Origin of the sequence: Hymenobacter sp. NBH84, assembly GCF_014217645.1 — a bacterium.
GTDB classification, from domain to species: domain Bacteria; phylum Bacteroidota; class Bacteroidia; order Cytophagales; family Hymenobacteraceae; genus Hymenobacter; species Hymenobacter profundi.
In genome coordinates, this window is sequence record NZ_CP043644.1 from 326,288 (window position 1) to 348,484 (window position 22,197).

Here is a 22,197-nt window from a genome sequence, read left to right on the forward strand (position 1 = left end):
AAATGATGCTTTTAGAGCCGTTGCGCAAAGTAAAAGCAGAGGTACAAAATCTTATTTCTTCTCGTTGAATGACCGAAACCGCGTTGGTTGAACAACACTAGCAACGATGAGACACAACCTAGTCTGTCTCTATATCACACCGCAAGCTCTGGCATTCGCCACCGCTTGCCCAGCAGCTTCAGCAACGTGCGGCGCCAGCTGGGTAGGGTACGATACGCCAGTTCTGCTTCGTGAATAACTGGGAGATTGAGTTGATGCGCCCGCGCTAGCAACTCAGTAGTTGGTTGACCCTGATATTTTTCAAACACCCGCGCTAGTACTGGCCGGGCAGCTTTCAGGTTCCAATAGTGCAGCACGTAGGGCGCCGCTTCGCGTAATGGGCTATCCAAGCCGAGGCGCAGGCCGGTGGCCAGTTGCTCCATCATGTGCTTGTGGTAAGCGGCGTAGAGCTGGTCGGCCAGTTGCATTACATCACGTAGCAAAGCTGCGTCTTTGCTTTGAAACCCGATAACGCCGGAGTTGTACAGCGGTGTATCGGGCGTGATGCTCACTCGCGCTGCGCCTGCTTGAAACTCGCGGCCTTGCAAATGACGATACACCTTTCGACTTAGCGTATTGCCCGTGCGCAATATCCCCTCGTTGACGTGCATAAATCGTACGCCCTGCGCAATCTGCTCGAAGATGGGGGTGGGGTCGCGTTGCCAAATTGTGTCTGTATCCACAAACAACAAGTTACCGGGATAGTGTGCCGCAGCATGTTCCAGTACCCCAATCTTCAGTAGGTACACCATGTTCGATTCGCCGCGCCACGTTTGCCATTCAGCCGCCGTTACATTGGGGTAAAGTACGTCGGCCCGCTCACCCAGCACAGCCCGGAAAGCATCTGGCGCATCAGTATAAATGAGCACGGTAGCGGGTGGCACAGGCGCTACCTCGAAGTAGGAGAGGATACTATACAGTGCCTCGCTACGGAGTTCAGCCGGACCGTGGGCGAGGTAAATAAGATAGTTCATATGATCTAAAGGTAGAAGATACTGCTCAACACTACGTCTCGTGCACCCAATAGCGCGTCACTCTACCATCACGGAATTCCAGAGAGAGTGCATCACCATCAATTGGAATGAGTTTAGGAGGCATGCCCAAATAATACTCCCAACTGTTTTCAAAACGCATATCTGGCTTGCCTAATAGGGTAGTAACCTGTTTCTCAGTTAAGCCAATCAGTTGATGCGAACTTTGCAGGTCGTCTACCATCTCGTAGCGCTTATCCTGTTTAGCAGCCCAAGTATCTTGATTAAAATCTCGGTGCGGGTAGTAAAAATAGATAACGAGGAACAGGTAAAAACCAAGAATACACAGTAGTGGGGTAGCCACCATAGATAACATTACCGATACTATGGTAGGATGCGATGTGGAGGGCCAGAATCGGTGTATTCCTGCTCGTATGATAAAGAAAATCAGCGCACCTAAGCTCAGCAGTCCGAATAGAGCAATAAAATAAAAGAGAACAAGGGAAGTTTCCATAGTAACACCTTAACGTTCTAGCTGCCAACTGATATGCTCCACTTCACTCAGCATGACAATTTACCGAACCCGCACCACGCCCGCGCCTGAATACGAATGATACGCCGCGTTATACATGGCATCGGCACTCACCGGGCCTAGCTTAAATGTGCCTTTACTTACGGCCCGTGCCAGGTAGTAGAATACCTTGGGCCGCGGGGTAGCGGTGGTGAACAGGTTCAGGCGGTCGTCGCGCACGTCGAGGTAGTCGGGTTGGGCGGCGTCGGTGGCCCAGGCCAAGTCGCGTACGGCGCCGATGCGCGGGTTTTCAATTTCCAGGCCGGCGGGCAGCAGGTCCGTCACGGCCACGTTTTCGACGGTGCCGGCCGATTCGGCGGCTTGCAGGGTGAGGCGGACTACGACCAGATCGTTTTGCTTGAAGGAAGTAGTAGCGAAAAACTGCCCGTTGCGGTCCAGGAACTCGCGGCGGATGCGCAGGTACTGGTCTTCCTCGGGCACGCGGCCGGTGGGCGAAATGCCCTCCATCTCCCAGAAATAGTAGAGCTTGCCGCTGCCCTGCGTGCGCAGCATCAGCGGGCGGTTGGCCACGTTCGTCACCGACACATCCTTGCCCGAGAACTGCCCTACTACCTTGCCATCGGCCAGCAACGCGGCCGTGACGGTGCTGGCGGCGTTGCGGCGGGCCAGCTTGCCCAGGGCGAGTAGGGAAAACGCCCGTTCCTGGGTGTTCAGCCAACTCGCCTGCTGCACCTGCCGGCTGAGCTGCCGGGCCAGCGGGGCCACCTGCGGGTGGTCGGCGTCGGCGGCGAGTAGGGCGTTGAGCACCAGCGCCTCGTCGCGGATGAGTGAAGAGAACGAGCCGGCCAGCTCGCGGCCATCGGTGGTTTTGGGGGCGAAGCGGGCGGGTAGGAGCTGCTGGAAGCTGCGCTGGTTGCCGGCTACGGCAAAGGTGCAGGCCAGCACCCAGCGCGCATCCTCGGTGAGTAGGGCGCGGTTGGCCTTGTAGTAGTTCAGCGCCACCGCGTCGGGCTGACCAGCCAGGGCCAGCACGTAGAGGGAGTAGGCGGTTTCGCGCTTGGCCCGCGTGACGGGCTGGATGGCGCCGCCCGTTTGGATGATGTTGTAGGTGTCCGTTTCGCGGCGGCGCACCCGCGCTTGCAGGTAGCGCAGCACCCTATCCAGTACGGTTTTGTTGACCGTGAAGCTGGCTTGTTGGGCTTCGAGCAGGAAGTGGGCGGCGTAGGCCGTGGCCCACCAGTTATCGTAGTCGCCGCCGGGCCAGTAGCTGAGGCTGCCGTTGTACATCTGCTGGGCCTCTACCTTGCGGATGGCCTCCTGCACGTGGTAGTTAGGATTATACGGACTCGCCTTCGCGACCTTGCCGGTTTGCTGCCCCAGCGTAGCCGCCAAATCGCCGTAGTACAGCTGCGGGAAAGCAGCCGACACGGTTTGCTCCAAACAGCCGTACGGGTACTGCAACAGGTAGCGCAAGTCCTTGGCAAACACCGTCATCGGCGAGCGGCTCACCACCAGCTGACTCCGCAGCGACGAGGGTAGGAAATCCGTTTGCAGCTTCAGCGGCTGCGTCGCGCCGCCCGCTACCTCGCCGGAACCGTTGCGCTTCTGTAAGGGTGAGGCGGGGCGGACGGGTAATTCGATGGTTTCAGTGAAGGTTTCTGTTATGCCTTTCTTACCTGTTACTTTTACAGTGACAATACCATTCCCAATAGATTGTGTTGCTCTGATAGGAAAGGTGAAACGCCTCTCATTATTCGGATTTAGAGGTAACCAGTATTGACTGGCTTGTTCAGTGATAACGCCATTCGTATGAGGCAGAACTTTATGAGGTTCGGCCAATTCGAGTGGGCCAGTCAGCCCTGGTTCTACCATAACCAAAATTTTCCCGTTCGTCGTATTCGTCAGCGTCACCGGCACGTCAATCGTGTCGCCGGGGCTGAGGAAGCGGGGTAGGGCGGTGCTGATGACCACCGGATCGGCGACACGCATGGTGTGTTCGGCCGCGCCGAATGCGTCGTCTTTGTAGGCCACGGCCATGATGCGCACGGCCCCCGAAAACTGCGGAATCCGCACGCGGTAGCGCACTTTGCCGCTGGCATCGGCCGTGAATACGCCACTCCATTTGGCTAGGAGTTTCACGCGGCGCGAGGGCACGGGCGTGGTGCGGCGGGAGAGGTCGGCGGCGTCGCCGCCGCTGCTGCTGGTGCCGAGTTCGGGGAGTAGGAAGGGGTACACGTCGTAGGCCTGCACCTCCAGGGCGCGCTTCTGGTAGAAGTAGCCGTGCGGGTCGGGCGTGCGGTAATCCTTCATCTGCAAAATACCCTCGTCCACCACGGCCAGAGTTACCTGGGCCTTGGGCGCGGTGCTCACCTCAATGGTCTGGAAGGTCTGGGAACGACTTTGCACGGGCGCTTTAATGCTGACAGTCAGCTTCGAGCCGGGCTTCTCTACCATGAGCGGCACGAAGCCGCGGGCCACCGTGAGGGGTAGGCGGTTGTCGCGAATGGCGCGGATGGCTGTGGCCGTCACGTACACGTTGGGCACGTGCCCGGCGCGTATCGGCACGTCTACCTTGGCCGATTTCTCGTCGGTGGTCACGTAGAAGCTGTTCAGCACCCTGTTCCGCTCCACCGTCACCAGCACGCGGCCGGGGAAGGGCGTTTTCAGCAGCAGGTGGGCCGTTTCGCCGGGCTCGTATTTCGGCTTGTCGGGCTCGATGGTCACCTCGCCCTCGTTGTTCACCTCGAAGCTGTTGGCCTGGGTGTCGCCGTAGCCGTAGGCGTACACGCGCTGGGCCACGTAGGTAGTCGCACCCGGCCGCGCCACTCGGATTTCGTACTCGCCGGAGTAGGTAGGCGCGAATGACACCGCTACGCCACCACCCGCACCCACGGTAAGTTGCTGACTAGATACTACTTGCTCGCGCTTCTGCGAGTTGTAGATGTAGCGGCCGCCCTGGCGCTCAATCACGGTTTCCCAGAGTAGACGTACCACCTGCACCCGCGCCGAGGCGCTGGTAGGCTGACCGGCGGGCGTGAGGGCTACCATCTGCACCGGCACCTTTTCGCGGGTGCTCACCAGCTCCGGCAGCTCCTTAATACCAAACAGCACTGGCTGCGTCTGTACCTCGAAGGTAGCGAGGCGGTTCACCGGGCGGCCGGTTTCGTCGAACACCGTGGCGAAGGCCGCACCTTCCAGTGTGCCCAGGTCGGTGTAGTCGGGCACCTGGTAGGTGGCGGTGCCGCGGCCGGCGGCGTCGGTGGTGCCTTCGCGCACCGTCTTCTCGAAGCGGGCCGAAATGGGCGTTTGCTCTTGGTAGCCGTAATTGCCGCGCCGCTTCTCGCCGCTGTTGATGGCGAAGGTGTAGTCGGGGTAGTTTTTCGGGGTGAAGGGCTTTTCTTTCAGTGAAAACTCCACCTCAAACTTGCGGTCGGCGGCGGGTGGGCCGAACAGGTTTTGGGCCATAATCTGGGCCGAAACCGGCTGGCCCGGCTTCACCACGGCCCGCGAGGCTTTCACCGTCACCTTCATTCTATCAGGAATGAACTCCTCCACGCTGAGCTGGCACGAGGTCAGCAGCACGTCGTTGCCGGTGAGGACTTCTAGCGTGTAGAGGCCGGTCATGATGCTGGGCGGCAGGATAAACTGCGCCTCAAATGAACCTGCCGCCGACAGTTGCTTGCGCAAACTAGCGTATTCCTTGCCGGTGGGTAGAAGCAAACGAATCTTAACGGGTAGATTCTTAGGTGGCGCTTGCCAATTCTCGGTGCGAATGATGGTGTTCGTGCGAATGGTGTCGCCGGGGCGGTACAGGTCCCGGTCGCCATACAGGAAAGCCTGGTAGCGGGCCGCATTGCGTTGCAGGCCGCCTACCTCAAACCGCGACGTTTCCACGCGGCTCCGGCTCAGGTCCAAAAACGTGAAATCGGACTGGCGCTGCGCCATCACCATGCCCAGTCGGAACCGGCTGGTAGCGGCGGTGCTGTCGAATTTCGCCACGCCGTCGGCGTTGGTAGTGCCGGTGCCCATCACCTGGTTGTTGCTGCTCACAAAGCGCACCGACACGCCCGCCAGTGGCTTGGCGTCGCGGATGGAGTTGGTAAATACCAGCGTGCTTCCCGCCGCGCCCTGCTTCACAATCAGGCCGATGTCGGTGACGGCCACCAGCTTGCTCACTTGCAGCCACTGCCGCTCGGTGTCCTGTATTTTGATGATATAAAGACCCTTCAGCCCGTCGGTAAACTCCAGTTCTTTCAGGCTCAGGTTGAGTAAGCGCAAGCCCTGTTGCTTGGGTAGCCCCGCCACCGTGTAGGTGCGCTCCGACAGCACGTTGCCCAAGTTCTCCACGTCGTAGTACTGAAACGAACGGTCAATGTACTCGCCGTTGTCGTCCGTGTTGTCTTCTTCAGAATCGGGGTCGTACTCTGGGTAGCCGTATTGCGAGCCGCTACGCAACAGCTGCTGTATGTTGTTGGCGTAGACTTTCGCAATGGTCACCTTCACCTGCGCCACCTCGTTGATGCGCACGCCCAGGTTGCGGGCGCCCAGCGCATCGAGGTACATGGCCTTGTCGCCACTGGCAAAGCTGATGGTCGGCCGCTCGTTGCCGAAGCTTACGGTTTGGGTCACGTCCTCGTCCAGCTGGCCGCCCAACGTGCCGCGCAAGCCGCTGCCGATGCGCACCTGGTAGCTCTTACCTACCTCAAACCCGCCCTTCAACGTGAAGCCGCCCTCCTGCGTCTCCACTGCAAACGGCACCTGTGGCGACACGGCCAGCACGCCTGTCAGGTCGCCCTCTGCTACGGGCTGGTTGGTGCGCACCGTTACCACCGGGTCGGCGCCCTGCAAGTAGCCCGATACGCTGCTCACGGCCAGGGCCTGCGGGTCGGGCACATCTACAGGTAGGGTGAAATCCTGCGTAGTGGGCTGGTCGCTGCCAGCGGCGCGCAGCCCGGCCGCCAGCGCCACCGTGAGCGGGGAGCCGGGCCGTACGTCCTGCGTGAGGGCAAGTTGGATGGTCTGGTCGGGCTCGGTGGTCAGCACCTCGAAGGCCACCGGCTGCCCGTTCTGCGTGAGGCGCAGCAGCGGGCGCACGTCGGCGGGCCGCACGGCATAGTTGAAGGGCACATCGAGGCGCACCTCAGCGGTGCCCGCCGCCCGCCGCGAGCGGCCCCAAAAAGCTTGCACCGTGCCCGGCTGGAGGTAAGGTGTGTGAAACACCTGCCGGTTCTCCGGTAGCTTGGTGTCGCGCTTGTCGGTGGGTAGGGCCTGGGGCCGCAGCGTCGCCCGGAAGGTAGTGCTGGGTCGGAACGGCGTGAGGGGCGAGAAGATCAGCTCCCGGTCGTTGTTCCACTTGAACTTGCCCCGCACGGCCGGCTCAAATGTTACTACCTGCGTGGTATCCCAGCGGTCTTGCTGCTCCGGCCCTACTACCGCCTGGTCAAACTCAAATACCAGGTTTTGGTAAGGGTCAATTTCTTCGCCGTTGGGGGCAGTAGGCGAAGTGGTTTTTGTGCAGGCGCATAGGAATAGCAGCAGCCACAGCAGCGCCAAGCGGGGTAGACGGGGCATTGTGTATAGTGGAGTTGGATAGAGGGGTAAGGTATAGAAAACGGGTGTTATATGCTTTTTTGTATATGTTAAATTCAGCTTAACATGAGCGAAATACCTGTTTAATTAGCCTGAGTTTAGCGTAACGTAACTCGTGCTTCGGTTCACTTCGAGGATGAGGTTGCACCTCATCTGCCGCATAGAAGAACCGTGCTGTTCACATAGCATCATTCTGGTGAGGCAAGCACAACTCCCGGCATAGTCGGCACGAGCTACGCTGTGCTAAACTTGCGCTAGTTACCTTGCTTCACGCTGGCGTAGCTTACATAGCAAGCGCTTACAGTCGCAGGACAACCACTTCCTTATGCCTACTACCATTCTCACCGCGCCTGGACTAGGCAACTCTGGCCCGATACACTGGCAAACGCAGTGGGAACAGCAGTACGGCTACCAACGCGTGCAGCAGCACGATTGGAACCACCCCGTTTGCGCTGATTGGGTGCAAACGCTTGAAGCTACCGTAGCTGCTGCCGGCCCACAAGTGGTGCTGGTGGCGCACAGCCTGGCCTGCGCTACGGTGGCGCACTGGGCCGCTACTACTCGCCACCACTTGCAAGGCGTTCTGCTCGTAGCGCCCGCCGATGTCGACCGGCCCGACTTCCCGCCCGAAGTAGTAGGCTTTGCGCCCATGCCACTGGCGCGCCTACCGTTTCCCAGCATCGTGGTAGCCAGCACCGATGATCAGTACGTCAGCCTAGCTAGAGCCCAACAGTTTGCGGCGGCCTGGGGTAGCCGGTTTGTGAATGTAGGTGCGCTAGGGCATCTAAACTCCGAATCAGGGTTGGGGCTGTGGCCGCAGGGGTATCAGTTACTTCAGGAGTTGTTGGGATAGGAGTAGGGAGTGGCATTAAAGTGCCCTCTTGCCGGCTACGTTTCTGCAAATATCCTTTCCCGCTCTAAGCTAAACCCCGGCAACGCGTACACCGAAGTTAGACCCCATAGAAGCGGCTAGGCAACAAGCGAAGCACCCCCCCAAAGCAGTAGCCCTACCGACCAAAGCACTAGGTACATTGATCGGTAGGGCTACTATTTTGGGGAGTAATACTACTGCTTTTTAGCCCACCACAGCGGGGTGAAAGCGTTGTCTTTACCACCCAGGAAGCCCACGGCCTCCCCATAGCCTTTGGCGTTGGTATTGGGTAGGCTGGAGGGGTACTTGAGGCGTTGCGGGAAGAAAGCTACCTCGCTCTTCATGTAGTTGGACTGCGTGAGGGCGGGCAAATCAACTAGTGGGTTCTCCACTGCCGGATTTTCGAAGAACGGCAGACCCAGGCGGCGCTGGTCGCTCCAGGCCTCCAACGGCAGCCAAGGTAGCTGCGCGATGTACTTCTGGGTGATAATCTTGGTCAGGTGGTCGTTCTTAACCGTGCCGTTCTTGTACAGGTTGTTGGTAGGGTAGGTAAACGCCACCGTTCCGGCCTGGTTGGTGTAGCCGTTTTTGTAGTTCAGTGTGCGGGTAGCGGCCGGCTCGTCTGTGTGCGTCCAGTTCACGGAAGTGCCGCACCGATTATAGTCCTCGGAGGTTAAGTAGCTGCCCACAGGCACGTTCCAGTAAGAAAAGCTGGAAGTGACGCCCGCCTCGTACGCCTTCTGGGCAGTCATGGGCGTGCTCCAGCCGCGCTCTGCTGCTTCAGCTAGCAGGAAGTAGGTTTCCCAAGGAGCGAAGAAGATGCGCTGGCTCTGGCTGCCTCTAAACTGCTGCGATAGCCGCGGAATGGTGCCGGAGAAGTAATACGAAACCTTGTTTTTGGCGCCCTTGGCACCCCATTCACCGTTTATGCCCGGGTTCCAGGTGTAGGCCGCGTCTATGGTCTGCACCACAGCGCCTTTGTCATCTACCAGATTGCGCTTAGTGTTTTTGGCGTTGCTAGTGTAGGAAGGATAGTTGCTGAAGCCGGGATTGGTAAAATCGCCTGGAATGATGAAGGCCTTGTACGCCCGCGGGTCGATGGAGTAGGGAAGTCCATCGAACCAGAAGCCAGCCGAGGGGTCGTTGGTTTTGGTGGCAAAGTGGTCTTCATACTTCACGCCCATCCAGTCGGCCGGCTTCACATACTGCGCCATGCTAGCCGGCAGTTGATCCTTGGAAGGCACGCCGCCCAGGCCGAAGTAGATGTTGAAGAGGGTAGGCGACAGAAATTGCGGGTTCCACTCACGGCTCATCACGCCGGTGAGGGCATCCCAGCCTGGCTTCTCCTTCACCTGGAACGTGCCGTCCATGGTGGTCAGCAGATCCAGCTTGGCAGCCTCCTCAAACTCCGCTCTGGCCTTAGCGGGGTCTACTTCGGACAAGCGCATGGCCAAGCGCAGGCGCAGGGAGTTGGCGTACTTTTTCCACTTGGCGTAGTCGTAGCCATAGGCAGGGTCTTGCTTAGCTAGGTCCGAAGGGTTTACGACGGAAATGTCCAGCTTGGCGCTGGCGTCTTTCAGTTCGTCCAGCACGTAGTAGTATACGTCCTTCGTGTCGGAAAAACTCGGGTTTACGCCCTGGAAGGCATCAATGGGAACGGGACCAAAGTTGTCCGACATCTCACTGAGCAAGTAGGCGCGCCAGATGCGGGCCACCTGCACCAGATTAGGGGTGTAGGCTTTGGCCTGGCCTTTCGCCGTTTGCTCGTCGGCAATCTGAATGGCCGTATTGGCCGCGTTCAGCCAGCCGGCTACCTGGTTGTAGTAAGCCGTTGTCCAGCCGTCGTCTACCGAGCCGGAGGAGAAGCCCTCGTCTTCCTGCTGATGGGCCGCCGTTTTCCAGTACAGCACAAACGAGCGCTCGGCCACGTCGGGGTTCATCTGCGCGTTGACGATAGCGCTGTTGATGAAGTATTCCACCTGCACCTGGTCGCCGCTGGCCGCCAGGGGGTCGACGTTCAGTTCGTCGAAGTTGTTACAGGCAGCCAGCAGCGTACTCGTCGCCAGCAACGCCCAGGAATGTTTAAATATAGGTTTCATGACTAAAGGTAATTCGAAGATTAGAAGCCTAGTACAAGGTTAAACAGGAAAGCGCGGGTAGTCGGCGGGCTGCCGCCCTCGAAGCCGGTAGCATTGGTGCCTGTGGCGTAAACCGACTCGGGGTCCAGTCCGTTCATGTGGCTCTTAATCAGCCATACGTTTGTGCAGGTTACCCCTACATTCACCCGCTGCAGGGGCGTTTTGCTCAGCAAACTGGCCGGTAGGCCATAGCTTAGCTGCACGTTGCGCAGGCGCACGTTGGAGGCGTCGTAGAGGTTGGCTTCGGTGATGCCCAGGTTGCCAACCCCGGCTATGGCATTCCAGTACAGCTGCTGCGTCACGGGCGTAGTGTTGCGCTCGTAGCTGCCGCCATTAGTGCCCGCTACTACGCCGTCTACCACAAACTCGTTCCGCTCGCCGTTGGGGGCCGTCACGGAGGAGGTGCCGTTGAGCTGCATACCCGACAGGGTAGAGGAGAAAATCTTGCCGCCGAAGCGGGCGTCCACCAGGAAGGAAAGCCCCAGTCCTTTGTAAGTAATGGTGTTGGTAACGCCCAGCAGTCCGTTGGCCTGCTGGTTGCCCAGCTTCACATTCTGCTGGCCTCGTTGCGGTAGGCCGGCCGCGCTCAGCAGCAGTTGGCCGTTGTAGGGGCTGGTGGGGTCGTCTACACGCAGGAACTTGCTGCCGTAGATTTCGCCGTAGCGGCCACCGGCGGCAGCTACTACCTGCACGTCATCAAAGCCGCCCAAGGTGTAGGTTTTCACCTCGTTGGCCAACGACTCTACCGTGTTGTTGTTTCTGGAGAAGTTTGCCAGAATGTTCCAGTTAACGCCCGTGGGATTCTGGATAATACTGGCGTTTGCGCGGGCCTCGATGCCGGTGTTCTGGATATTGCCCGCGTTGATGATTCGGTTGCTGTAGCCGCTCAGCGGATCCAGGGGAAGGTAAATCAGCTGGTCGGTGGCATTGGACCGGTACACGGCCACGTCAACCCCGAGGCGGTCTTTCAGGAACCGCAGCTCTATGCCAGCTTCGTACGATTTGATCCGCTCACTGCGGATGTTGGAGTCATACAGGGTGCTGTTTTTGCCGGCTGTGGTGTTGCCGTTCGGGTCTTTGCCGATGGTGTAGATGTTGTACAGGCGGTAGGGTGAGAGGTCGTTGCCGACCACAGCGTAGGAAGCCCGGAGCTTACCAAAGCTGAGCCAGCCCGGCAGCGTACCCCCGGCCTTCTCCACCATGTCGGTGAAAACGTAGGAGCCGCTGAAGGAGGGGTAGAAGAACGAGCGGTTGTTCTCGCTCAGCGTCGTCGACCAGTCGTTACGCCCCGTCACGTCCAGGAACAGGTAGCCGTCCCAGTTCAACTGCGCCGAGCCGTAGATGGAGTTGATTCTTTTCTGAGTGAAGCCCTGGCCAACAGTTGGGTTGCCGACGCCGTTGTTCAGCGAAAACAGGTTCGGTACCACCAAATCACCCGAGTTGCTGTTCAAGTCGCTGAACTGCTGTTCCATGAAGTTGGTGCCCAGCAGCGCCACACCCCCCAGCTTGCCTATCACGTTGTCCTGCTTGGCCGTGAGTAGCGCGCTGTAGTTGGTTTCAGTGAAGTTTTGCTTGCCCAAGGTATAGCGGCCGTTGGCGGCAATGGGGCTGCCAGCGTACAGGTTGGATTGGGCGTTGGTGTAGTACTTGTCCGCCCCGCCTCTGATTTCACCCGTCAGCCAATTGGTGAAGGCATATTTCAACGAGCCGTTCATAATGAACCGGTCCCGGACGTCCTCGTTAAGGTTGTATTTGTTGTTCCAGTAGGGGTTGATCTGGTTGCTACCACCGTACCAGAGCATACCGCCCTCCTCGGTCACCGCCGGCTTAAACTGGCGGATGTCCAGCGAGCGGGGCAGGTTATACAGCGTGCTGTAGGAGTTGCTGGTGTTGGCACCCACCAGCGGCCGGTTGTTGGCAGTCGACTGGCTGTACTGGATTTTGGTGTCGATGGTCCACCGGTCTTCGGCCCCGAAGTTGGTGATGGCGCGGGCCATCAGGTTGGTTCGGGTCAGTTTGGTGCCGGGGATGATGCTTTGGTCGTCCAGGCGGTTGTAGGAAGTATAAAGGGCCGTAGACTTGTATTGCTGCTGCAACGACACGCTCTGGTTGGAGCGGATGCCGGTGCGGAAATAGTTGCCAATGTTGTCGTAGGTCTGCAGGGGCACCGTCTCGCCGTTCCAGTTCGTCACGTCCTGGCCCTCGGCCTTGGGACCCCAGCTCGCGCCAGAGCGGTTGTCGTAGATGTTGTTGCTACCCTGCCCGAAAGAGTCCTGTAGCTTGGGGTGCGTAAAGAGCGTCTCCATGCCTACAGTAGACGAGATGGTGATGCCCAGGCCCTTCTGCGGCCTACCCGATTTGGTGGTGATGATGATGGCACCATTGCCGGCCCGGGAGCCGTATAGGGCCGCTGCGGCTGGTCCTTTTAGCACCGAAATACTGGCAATATCCTCCGGGTTGATGTCCGACAGGCCGTTGCCCATGTCCACTGAGGGGTTGAAGTAATCATTGTTGATGGCACCCGTCGCGTTGCTGATCGGTATGCCGTCTACTACAATCAAGGGCTGGTTGTCGCCGGTAAGGGAGTTGTTGCCCCGCAGGATGATCTTGGAAGAACCGGCCGGGCCGTTGCTGGAGCGCAGTACTTGCAAGCCTGCTACTTTACCCGACAGCGCGTTCACCACGTTGGGCTCACGGGCTTCTACCAGCGTTTGGCCCGCCACTTCCTCCACCGCGTAGCCCAGCGACTTCCGCTCCCGCTCAATGCCCAGTGCCGTTACGACCACTTCCCCAATCTCGCTGGTGCTGCTGCCCAGCACCACGTTGAGGACGTTGCTTTCGCCGATAACCACCTCTTTGCTTGCGTAGCCAATAGAGCTAAAAACCAGCACCGACCCATTATTCTGCAGCGTCACGCTGAACTCGCCGTCGTCGTTGGTGGTGGTGCCGTTGGTGGTGCCCTTCACCTGCACGGACGCAAAGGGGATGGGGGCGCCTTTCTCATCTGTTACCTTGCCCGTGATAGTACGCCGCTGCTGGGCAAAGGCCATACTCGCAAAAAGGCTCAGCAGCAGACAAAGCAGGAACCCTCTAGTAAACATGTTTCTCATATAGTTGAATTGAAAGTAGGGATTAGAGTAGTCGCTGGTTTAAAGAGAGTTAGTCCCTCTTAAACCAAAAAAAATTAAGCGTGCACTTTTTGGGGTGCCGGCAGTAGCGTATCGTAGTGGTCCATGACGAGGGCGGCAGCACCGAGTAGTTCGGCCTCGTAGCCCAAGGGAGAAATGGTAAGCGCCGTGTTTTCCGAAATCTTCGGGATGCAGTGCTCATTGATGGCCTGCTGAATGGGCGCCAGCCACAGCTTGCCCACCACCGCCCCCCGGCCGCTCAGCACAATCAACTCTGGGTTGAACAGGTGGATCAGGATAGATACCCCGCGGCCGATGTTGTAGGCCGATTCCGTAATTAGCTCTATCGCAAAGCTGTCGCCCTTCAGGGCCGCCTGCATAATGGTGTTGACCACCTGATCGATAGGGCCTATGGTAATCCCTTGTAGGCTAGAACGCTTCCCCTGCTTGAGGGTCTCTACGGCCTTCTCGGCAATTACCAGCAGCGAGGCTTCCGTCTCCAGGCAGCCGGTTTTGCCGCAGCTGCACAGCTTGTTGTTCATAAACAGCGGCATGTGGCTGAACTCGCCCGCGAAGCCGTTGTGCCCCCTGAACAGTTCTCCCTTCATGATCATGCCCAGGCCCGTGCCCCAGCCGAGGTTCAGCACCATCACGTTCTGCCTGTCGCGGGCGGCACCCAACTTCAGCTCGGCCAGTGCCACCAAGCTCGAATCGTTGTCGATCAGCACTGGAATTCCGACTACCGCCTCAATTTGGCCTACTATGCTGTCGTCATCAGCTTCGAGGAAGGAGTAGTTGATCCCTTTGGCGATATCTACAAATCCCGGCATCCCAATGCCGATGCCTACTATCTTACTTTTTGGAACACCCGATTTGGCGATGAAGTCCGCTAGGAAGGCCGTTAGCTGGTGTAGGGCGCCGGGGGTGTGTGCCAGTTCTAGCTCCAGTGTTTCAACTTCCCCAACGGGGTTGTTCTTCATATCCAGCAGCACGATGCGCGTAATCAGCTGGTCCATGGCCACTGCCACCACATATTGTAGGTCGGGCTTTAAGGAGTACATCAGGGGCCTTCTGCCGCCGGTTGAAGGCGCATAGCCCGTCTCAATTACCGCGCCCTCGCTGATTAGTTCCGTTATCAGCCGGTTGATAAGCGGCAAGCTTTTGCCTAGGCTCGTGCTCAACTCCGCACAGGAAAGCTCACCAGCGAAATACAAGTGTTTCGCGATGCACTTCTTGTAAAGAACTTGTTTGTTGAGCACGTCCATTCAACAATATGCCTACCGGTTTACCTGTTTTAATCCGACCAAAGTAGATAAGCTTCTTAAAATAGCAATGTATCTTTTTATTTTTTTTATAAAAGTAGTCTGAATAAGCAAGGTGTTGGGAGTATAAAAATTGTTTTATTTTGTGGTATTATGCTTATAGATGAGTTTTGGGGCGTCAAGGATAGAAGAATTCGTATGGTGCTTTTGGTGCTTTCAGCTGATTTATCTCAACCTGTTTTTGTAAATCTTAGCAAATAGAAGAGGTAGACTGTAATGGTATTCTTGGCCGCAATATCTAGTGCCCTGTTTCCTCTTGATATGACACTCTCTAGCTACCTCTTTTCTTCCTTACCACACCCTTGAAATAGCACACCCACACCGAAGCGAGTTAAGGCCAAAACAAAAACGGCACGGTACCCATTGGGTACCGTGCCGTTTTGCTTGTTGAAAGCAGTAGTAGCAGAAGGCTACTGCAAACTCTTCTTCAGTTCTGAGGCAGCCAAGGCCTGCGCTTCGCGGGCTTCGGGTACTACCGTGGCCATGCCGAAGAACTCGTGCGTTACGCCCTCATACACCTTCGCTGTTACCGGCACACCGGCGGCTTTCAGCTTGCTGGCGTACTCTTGACCTTCGCTTTGCAGCGGGTCAATTTCAGCGTTGATGACCGTAGCTGGGGGTAGGCCGCCCAAGTTGGTAGCATTCACCAGTGAAATCAGTGGGTTAGTGCCGTCAGCAGAGCTCGTCAGGTACTTGTCGTAGAACCACTGCATCAGCGGCTTGCTTAAGGGCTTGGCGTTGGCGTACTGCGTATAGGAGGTGGTGTTCATGTCGTAGCGGGCAATGGGGTACACCAGCAGTTGGTGCACAGGGAGCGGCACCGAAGCGTCGCGGGCCATTAGGCATACTGCCCCAGCTAGGTTGCCCCCGGCGCTTTCGCCGGCCACCGCAATGCGCTGGGCGTTGATGTTGAGGGTAGTAGCGTTGTCACGTACCCAGCGGTAGGCTGCAAACGAGTCGTTGTGGGCGGTAGGAAACTTAAACTCTGGCGCCTGACGGTAGGCCACTGATACCACTACGGCGCCCGTCTGCTCCGACAAGGCCCGCGCCGATGGATCATAGGTGTTCAGGTTGGCAATAACCCAGCCGCCGCCGTGGTAATACACAATGGCTGGCAAGGTACCCGTCATATTTTTGGGACGGTAGATGCGTACGCGAATCGTGCCACCCGATACCGGAATGCGCTGCCCGGTGGTGTCTACCTGCGACACGGGAGCGGGTATGTTATAATCACGCATCACGGCCATGGCCGCATCGGTAGCCGAAGGCGCCATGCGGGCTTGCTGCGGCGTGAGCGACGTGAGCGCAACCCCATTGCTAAGCTGGTCGAGCTTTTCGATGACGGTTTGCATCTCCGGGTGAATCGTTGGACCCCATTCGGGCTTTGGGCCGGCGGGTTTGATGCCGGAGCTATCGGAGTCAGAATCGTCGTTGCAGGAAGTAGCGCCGGCCAGTACACCAGCTAGGAAAAGCGCAGAAACCACGCGCCGGGACCAGGTCCGCGCAGTGGTCAGAGAGGAAAGATGATTGTTCATGAAGTTCATCATAAGGGTGAGGGGTGGAGCCCGTTAGCCTAGTCAAAACCGCTAGCTAACGAGTCACCCCTCATACGCCTGCTGATGCGTACCCGCCTCCTGGCAGGGGCGAGTTGGCTATTATCAGGGACAAGCTGTACTGTAAAAGGGGTAGTCGGTCCGGTTTGCCTGTTCAGCTAGCCAAGCTGCTCACAAGCAGTTCAAGAAATAAACTGCTTCAAAAACTGCTGAATGGCGTCGTTGTAGCTGCGCGAGGAGGTCAGGTGTTGGCCGTCTTGTAGCGTGAGGAGGTACTCGCCGTGAGCCCAGGGCCGTAGCTCTTTCACCTGCTGGGTGTTCACAATAAGCGAGCGGTGAATGCGCAAAAATACGCTGGGGTCGAGTTGGCGCTCCAGCTGGCTGAGGGTAGAGCGCAACACGTGGGGCTGCCCCTGGGCATACACGGTTACGTAGTTGCCGGTAGCCTCCAGGTATTGCACCTGTGCTGTAGGCACAAAGTAGAGGCGCCCAGGCTGCTTCACCAGCAATTGGGTAGAAAACGTGGGTGCAGCGGCGGGGCTGGGTAGGGTGCTCAGGAAGGAAGTGAGTTGCTGGTGCAGCTGCTTGGCTTGGTGCTGCGCCATGCGCTGGCGCACGTGGGCCAGGCAGCGGGTGAAGCGGTCGGGGTCGAGGGGTTTGAGCAGATAGTCGAGTGCGTGGGCTTCAAAAGCCTGTAGGGTGTAGCGGTCATAGGCCGTCACGAAGACTACCAGCGGAATTGGTCGCTCCTGAAGTTGCTGGAGTACCTGCAAGCCCGTGAAGTCGGGCATCTGCACATCCATAAACACCAGGTCTACCTCCGCATCGCCAGATAGGGCAGCCAGGGCCTCGGCGCCGTTGCTGCACTGGCCCTGCACCGTGAAGTCGGGAGCATGGGTCAGGAGCTGGGTAATGCGTCGGCGGGCAAGTGGCTCATCATCTACAATCAACGTACGAATCGACGACATAGGAAGCAGCAAACCAGAATTAGGGTAGGATTAATTTGTCTGGAAGGGCAGCTCCAGGCGAACCACCGTGCCCTGCTCTGCGCCCGAGCGTAGGGTAAGTACGTAGCGGCTACCGTACAAGGTGCGCAGCCGCTGCTCGGTATTGGCCAGCCCTACCCCACGTACACTACTAGCATGGGGGCTGCTGCCGCTGTTGTGCACTTCCAGCACAAGCTGGTTGTCCTGCCGATGCGCTTGCAGCTGAATGCTGCCGCCGCCCACCGCCGCCAGCCCATGCTGCACGGCGTTTTCAATTAGAGGCTGCAACAGCAGGTGCGGCACCAAGGCGGGTAGGGCGGCCGGCTCTACGTGGTGCGTGAAGGTGAGACGGTCGGAGAAGCGCACCTGCTCGATGTCGAGGTAGAGCTGCACGAAATGCAGCTCCTCGGCCAGAGGTACTTGCTGAGCTTCAGTGTGGTCGAGCACCAGGCGCAGAAACTCGCCGAGCTTGGCGGTCATGCGCTGAGCCGCACGGGGCTCGTCCTCAATCAGCGTAGAAAGAGCGTTGAGGGTATTGAAGAGAAAATGCGGATTGAGCTGCTGTTTCAGCGCGTGCAATTGGGCCTGCACCAGCTGAGTTTCCAGGCGGGCGGCTTCCAGGTTGCGGTGCTGCCACTTGTGGTAAAAGTCCAGGGCATAGGCCACAAACAGCACCATCCAATAAATCGGAATCCAGACGTTGACCGAGCCCAGAATAGCCGCCCAGGAAAGCCGCACGCCCGGCACGGCCATTAGGTAGAGCAGCGCGAGGTAGGCGGCCCGGTAGAGCACCGTAATCAGCACACTTGCTACGGGCGTGCACCAGCAGGTAGGCCAGCCAGCGCCGCCGACCTGCGGTGAGGTTGAAGCGCGTAGCCAGCTCAAAGACCACCGGCGTGAGCAGGGTGCCAATGACGCCGTAGACCAGCGGCCCCAGCACCGCCGTGCGCCAGTGCACCGACAAGCCACTGGTGAGGGCCTGCCCATACACGAGCAAAATCATGAACAGCGTGAACACGCCCCAGGCCAGGGCCACCCGAAACCACGTAAGGCGGTGTAGTAATAACATGCGGAACAAATCAAAAGAGGTCTACTCCAACGTAACTGTACCCGGCTAAGTTGGGCCTGATGTCTGTAGCAGCCAGTAGGCTCTACTCATGCTAACAAGTGATTTTTGATGAGCTATGCGATGGTGGTGTACGCTGAGCTACGGCCGCACCACCGGAAAGGACGTAATGCGTAGATTAGTAGCGCCGTACGGAATAAGCGTCAGCGTTTCGGGAGTGGCCCCGGCAGGCCGGGCTACCGGACTTGCCGGCGGCGGACCAGCCGAGTTCTGCGCCATCTGCCACTCGGGTAGGCGCATGCCCTGCACGCGCAACTCAACGGGTGCACTATCCGGCGAAAAGACTACGCCAGTAGTCGGCAACTCCTTCACCTGAAATGCATTGGCGGGGTTGGCTGAGGGTAGCAACAGCCCGTAGTTCCAGGGGGTAGTGGCCCGCACGGTGTAGTCGTCGGCTTGGTTGGGCCGGTCGCGCAGTTTGTCCCACTGCTCGCCCAGCTTCAGCCCATACACCAGCGGCCCACGCTCCACCGATACCGACTGGTTGTAGCCCGGCTGCACGCGCACGTCCATGGGTAGGCGTAGCTCCACCACATCGCCCTGCTGCCAGCGGCGCTTTAGCTGGTAAAATGTGCCAGCCTTCGGAGCATTGGCCACGGGTTTGCCATTCACCGTTACCGTCGCTTTATCGGCCCAGGCCGGGATGCGCAGGCGCAACGGGAAAGCCACTTTCTTAGCCGATTTCGCCACCACAAACCGAATGTTGTCGCGGAAGGGGTAGTCGGTTTCCTCGCGGATGGTGATGTCCGCTTTACCTACCCTAGTGGTTAGCTCGTTGGGCGCATAGGCCGCGGCCACCAGGCCATCGTCGGGCGAGGTCATCCAGAGATTGGCCGCAAACTTGGGCCAGCCCTGGTGCATGTTGGCCGTGCAGCACCCGAACCACGGCTCCAGGCCATATACGTTGGAGTCGTCGCCGTTGGTGGACCACTGTCGTTTGGCTTTACTCACCAGCACCTGGTTGGGCTGCTGGTCGTACTGGTGCGCCCACATGGTAGGGTCGAAGGTGGCGGGTAGGGCGTTGAAGGTGATTTTCTCCAGCCGGTCGCCAAAAGCAGGGTCGCCGAGTAGGGCTAGCAACTGCTCGTAGGAGTACTGCGCCTCTACCACCGCGCACAGTTCAATGCCCTGCGACGGGTTGCGGCCCGAGAAGTGCTCGTCGCCGCTATACATGCCGTTGGGTAGCCCGTGGTACTGGTCCAATACCTTGATTTGTTGGTAGATGCTCTGACGGTCAGCAGTGGTGCCGCCAGTCATGCCCCAAAGCGCGGGCATTTTCAGCGCCATGGCATTATTGACGCCGTGGGCTTGCAAGGATTTGTCGGTTAAACCTTTCGGTAGGCCCAGGCTTTCTACCGACGTTGGCTCGGTGAAGGGAAACTGCGCGTACATCTGTTGCCAGTTGTAGCCCTGCCCGGCCAGCTGCCGGGCCAGCGTCAGCAGTTGTGGATTCTTGGTCTTTTCGTACACCCACCGGATGGGCAGCAGCTCCTCGGCCCAGCGGTACTTGGCCCACTCGTGTAGCGGATTAGCAGCCAGTTGGCTGCTCTGGTAGGCGAAGTATTTCTCCATGAAGGGGACCACGCGCTTGTCACCTGTCGCTTCCTGATACTGCATCAGACTTTTAAGCACCAGCATATTCGGCCACCAATCCTTGTTTTTGGCGGGGCCGATGGCACCATCGGGCCGTTGACTTTGCAAGGTCCAGTCAATCCATTTCTGTGCCTTGGCTTTCAGGGTAGTATCGTCGAGGAGGTAGGCCAGGGGTAACAGCCCGTCGAGGTAGTAGGGGCCTCGTTCCCAGCCCTCGCCCGAGCCACCTAGCCAGGCACTGTTCGGCCCCACATCGGACCAAAATTCGTCCAAATGGCCTGTCAACCCATCGGCCTGAATACGCAGCTGGCGCTGAAGCCAACCCGCCGGTTTCACCGCACCCAGAGGCATCATCTGAAACGCACTAGCCTGAAAAGCCGCAGAGTTGGGAGCGGTGGGGGTAGGTGTTGGCGGCGTTTGGGCGTATCCGCGTAGGGGGAGCAGCGCCGCGGTCAACGGAAAAACAAAGCGGGTGAGAAAGGTCATGGGGGTAGGGTGGTAGGGTGGGGGAGAAGCCGACCGAAGCCGCTTGCTACTGCCTTTGTCGCTTCCGAAGTAGTTTCAGTACTTGGAGAGGCTACTGTTGAGCCGTGGGCTTCGGAAAGACTTTGTATTCCTCGGCCAACTGCTGCCAGCGCTGACTCATGGCCGTCACGCGGTCGGGGTATTGGGTGGCCAGGTTCTTGGTTTCTGAGCGGTTGTTTTTGAGGTCGTACAATTCCCAGGGCGCGTTGGCGTCCAGGCGCACAATCTTCCAATCTTGCTGCCGGAACGCCGCCGCGCCGAAATGCTCCCAGAACAACTCCGGGTGAATACGCTGGGCTGGCGCCTTGGACGAGGTCAACAATGGCACAAAGCTCTTGCCGGGGGTAGGTGTGATGGTGCGCCCCTCGAAGGTGTTAGGGTAGGAAGCCTGCGCCAGATCCAGGAACGTGCTCATCATATCAATCACGTGCAGCGGCTCGCGCACCAAGCGGCCGGGCTGCTGCACGCCCTGGGGCCAATGCACAATCAAAGGAGTGGTAATGCCGCCTTCGTGCTGCTTGGCCTTGTAGTAGCGAAACGGCGTGTTGATGCTGTGAGCCCACACTGCGCCAATACCAGCGTGCACTAGTTGCCCATTGGGCAGGACTTCTTTCTTGGTCGGAAACGCCACCGTTTGGCCCTCGCGGGTGCTGCCGGCCCGGTCGAAGCCGGGGCCGTATTCGGTGGGGTCTTCTGAGCTGGCACCGTTGTCGGATAAAAATAGGATGATGGTGTTATCGAGCTGTTTGGTGCGCTTCAACTCCGCAATCAGGTGGCCTATGTTCTGGTCCATGCGGTCGACCATGGCCGCGTGCACGGCCATGGCGTGCGCGTCCCAGTCCTTAGTAGGGTTGGTGGCCCAGTCCTTTTTCGGAAACATAAAGTCCGGCAGCGGCGTGGTGGCTGGGTCAAACAGCTTCAGGTCGATGATGCGCTTGTAGCGGCTCTGCCGCAGCGCCTGCCAGCCATTTTTGTAAGTGTTTTCGTACTTTTTGATATCCTCGGGTAGGGCCTGAATGGGCCAGTGCGGGGCCGTATAGGCCACGTACATGAAAAACGGCTTATCAGCCTGCTTGCCAAACTGCCGCACAAACGACACCGCCGTATCGCCGATGGCATTGGTGTAGTAAAAATCCTTGGGTACCGTTTTCACCGGCTGGTTGCCGTACACCAGGCTGAACGGGTCGAAGTAATCGACCACGCCCCAAATGGTGCCGTAGAACTTCTCGAAGCCGCGGCCCGTGGGGTAGGTGTTGGGGTCAGAAAATACGCCGTAGTCGGCTTGGTGGGCCAGCCACTTCAGTTGCTCCGCGTTGTCTTTGCGCCCCACCGTTTCCGAAATATGCCACTTGCCTACCATACCGGTCTGGTAGCCGGCCGCGCGCAAGGCCTCGGCAATGGTTACAGTGTGCTTATCCAGCGTGCCCTGATAACCAGGTTTGCCCTCAGCAAACGTCATTTTGCCAATACCCGCCTGGTGCGGATACAGGCCCGTGAGCATGGAAGCGCGGGTAGGGCAGCACCGGCCCGTGTTGTAGCAAGCATTGAAACGAAGCCCATCCTTGGCGAGCTTGTCCAGATTGGGCGTGTTGATTTCGCCACCGTAGCAACCTAGATCGGAGTAGCCCAGGTCGTCGGCCATGATGAGGATGATGTTGGGGCGTTTGGCCGATTTGGATGGTGCCAGGGTGAAGGCCATAGAGCCCATCAGCACCACCAAGGCCAGTGCACTGCTAACGGCGTGGTAGGCGTAGCGCCCAGTGTTTTTGACTGGTAGACGAAACATGCTATTGCTGGTAAGAGACACGGAAGCCCACCGCAAAA

The 22,197-nt window shown here is 58.5% G+C and carries 11 protein-coding genes and 1 pseudogene; 1 reads left to right on the top strand and 11 read right to left on the bottom strand.

Annotated features, from left to right (window positions below; translation table 11 throughout):
* Positions 1-134: 134 nt before the first annotated feature.
* Genes F1C16_RS01405 through F1C16_RS01415 form a run of 3 tightly spaced genes read right to left on the bottom strand, consistent with a single transcriptional unit; the run spans position 135 to position 7,113 of the window.
* Complete coding sequence (locus F1C16_RS01405) at positions 135-1,013, bottom strand: hypothetical protein (protein ID WP_185282611.1); 879 nt, start codon at positions 1,011-1,013, stop codon at positions 135-137.
* A gap of 31 nt (positions 1,014-1,044) precedes the next feature.
* A complete protein-coding gene (locus tag F1C16_RS01410; protein ID WP_185282612.1) occupies positions 1,045-1,524 on the bottom strand; it encodes a hypothetical protein in 480 nt (159 codons plus the stop codon).
* 60 nt (positions 1,525-1,584) lie between these two features.
* Positions 1,585-7,113 carry an alpha-2-macroglobulin gene (locus F1C16_RS01415; protein ID WP_185282613.1) on the bottom strand — a complete coding sequence of 1,843 codons (5,529 nt, stop codon included), beginning with the start codon at positions 7,111-7,113 and terminating at the stop codon, positions 1,585-1,587.
* Positions 7,114-7,432: 319 nt separating this feature from the next.
* On the opposite strand from F1C16_RS01415, the pseudogene F1C16_RS01420 reads away from it, so the two are divergent.
* A pseudogene (locus tag F1C16_RS01420) lies at positions 7,433-7,984 on the top strand (RBBP9/YdeN family alpha/beta hydrolase); the annotation flags it as partial.
* 212 nt (positions 7,985-8,196) lie between these two features.
* On the opposite strand, the gene F1C16_RS01425 reads toward F1C16_RS01420, so the two are convergent.
* The 8 genes from F1C16_RS01425 to F1C16_RS01460 form a co-directional block, all read right to left on the bottom strand.
* Positions 8,197-10,101, bottom strand: a complete 1,905-nt coding sequence (locus F1C16_RS01425; protein WP_185282614.1) for a SusD/RagB family nutrient-binding outer membrane lipoprotein — start codon at positions 10,099-10,101, stop codon at positions 8,197-8,199.
* 20 nt (positions 10,102-10,121) lie between these two features.
* Positions 10,122-13,190: a SusC/RagA family TonB-linked outer membrane protein gene (locus F1C16_RS01430; RefSeq protein WP_219733382.1), complete on the bottom strand. Its 3,069-nt coding sequence runs from the start codon at positions 13,188-13,190 to the stop codon at positions 10,122-10,124.
* A 134-nt stretch (positions 13,191-13,324) separates the two neighbouring features.
* Positions 13,325-14,449 (bottom strand): ROK family protein, encoded by a 1,125-nt coding sequence (locus F1C16_RS01435; RefSeq protein ID WP_219733383.1) that lies wholly within the window; start codon positions 14,447-14,449, stop codon positions 13,325-13,327.
* Between the two features lie 551 nt (positions 14,450-15,000).
* Positions 15,001-16,137 carry an alpha/beta hydrolase gene (locus tag F1C16_RS01440; protein WP_258048987.1) on the bottom strand — a complete coding sequence of 379 codons (1,137 nt, stop codon included), beginning with the start codon at positions 16,135-16,137 and terminating at the stop codon, positions 15,001-15,003.
* Positions 16,138-16,325: 188 nt separating this feature from the next.
* Positions 16,326-17,111 carry a LytTR family DNA-binding domain-containing protein gene (locus F1C16_RS01445; RefSeq protein ID WP_185282617.1) on the bottom strand — a complete coding sequence of 262 codons (786 nt, stop codon included), beginning with the start codon at positions 17,109-17,111 and terminating at the stop codon, positions 16,326-16,328.
* A gap of 30 nt (positions 17,112-17,141) precedes the next feature.
* Positions 17,142-18,014, bottom strand: a complete 873-nt coding sequence (locus F1C16_RS01450; protein WP_185282618.1) for a sensor histidine kinase — start codon at positions 18,012-18,014, stop codon at positions 17,142-17,144.
* A gap of 322 nt (positions 18,015-18,336) precedes the next feature.
* Positions 18,337-20,334, bottom strand: a complete 1,998-nt coding sequence (locus tag F1C16_RS01455; protein WP_185282619.1) for a beta-L-arabinofuranosidase domain-containing protein — start codon at positions 20,332-20,334, stop codon at positions 18,337-18,339.
* 91 nt (positions 20,335-20,425) lie between these two features.
* A complete protein-coding gene (locus F1C16_RS01460) occupies positions 20,426-22,159 on the bottom strand; it encodes an arylsulfatase (protein ID WP_185282620.1) in 1,734 nt (577 codons plus the stop codon).
* Between the last annotated feature and the right edge of the window lie 38 nt (positions 22,160-22,197).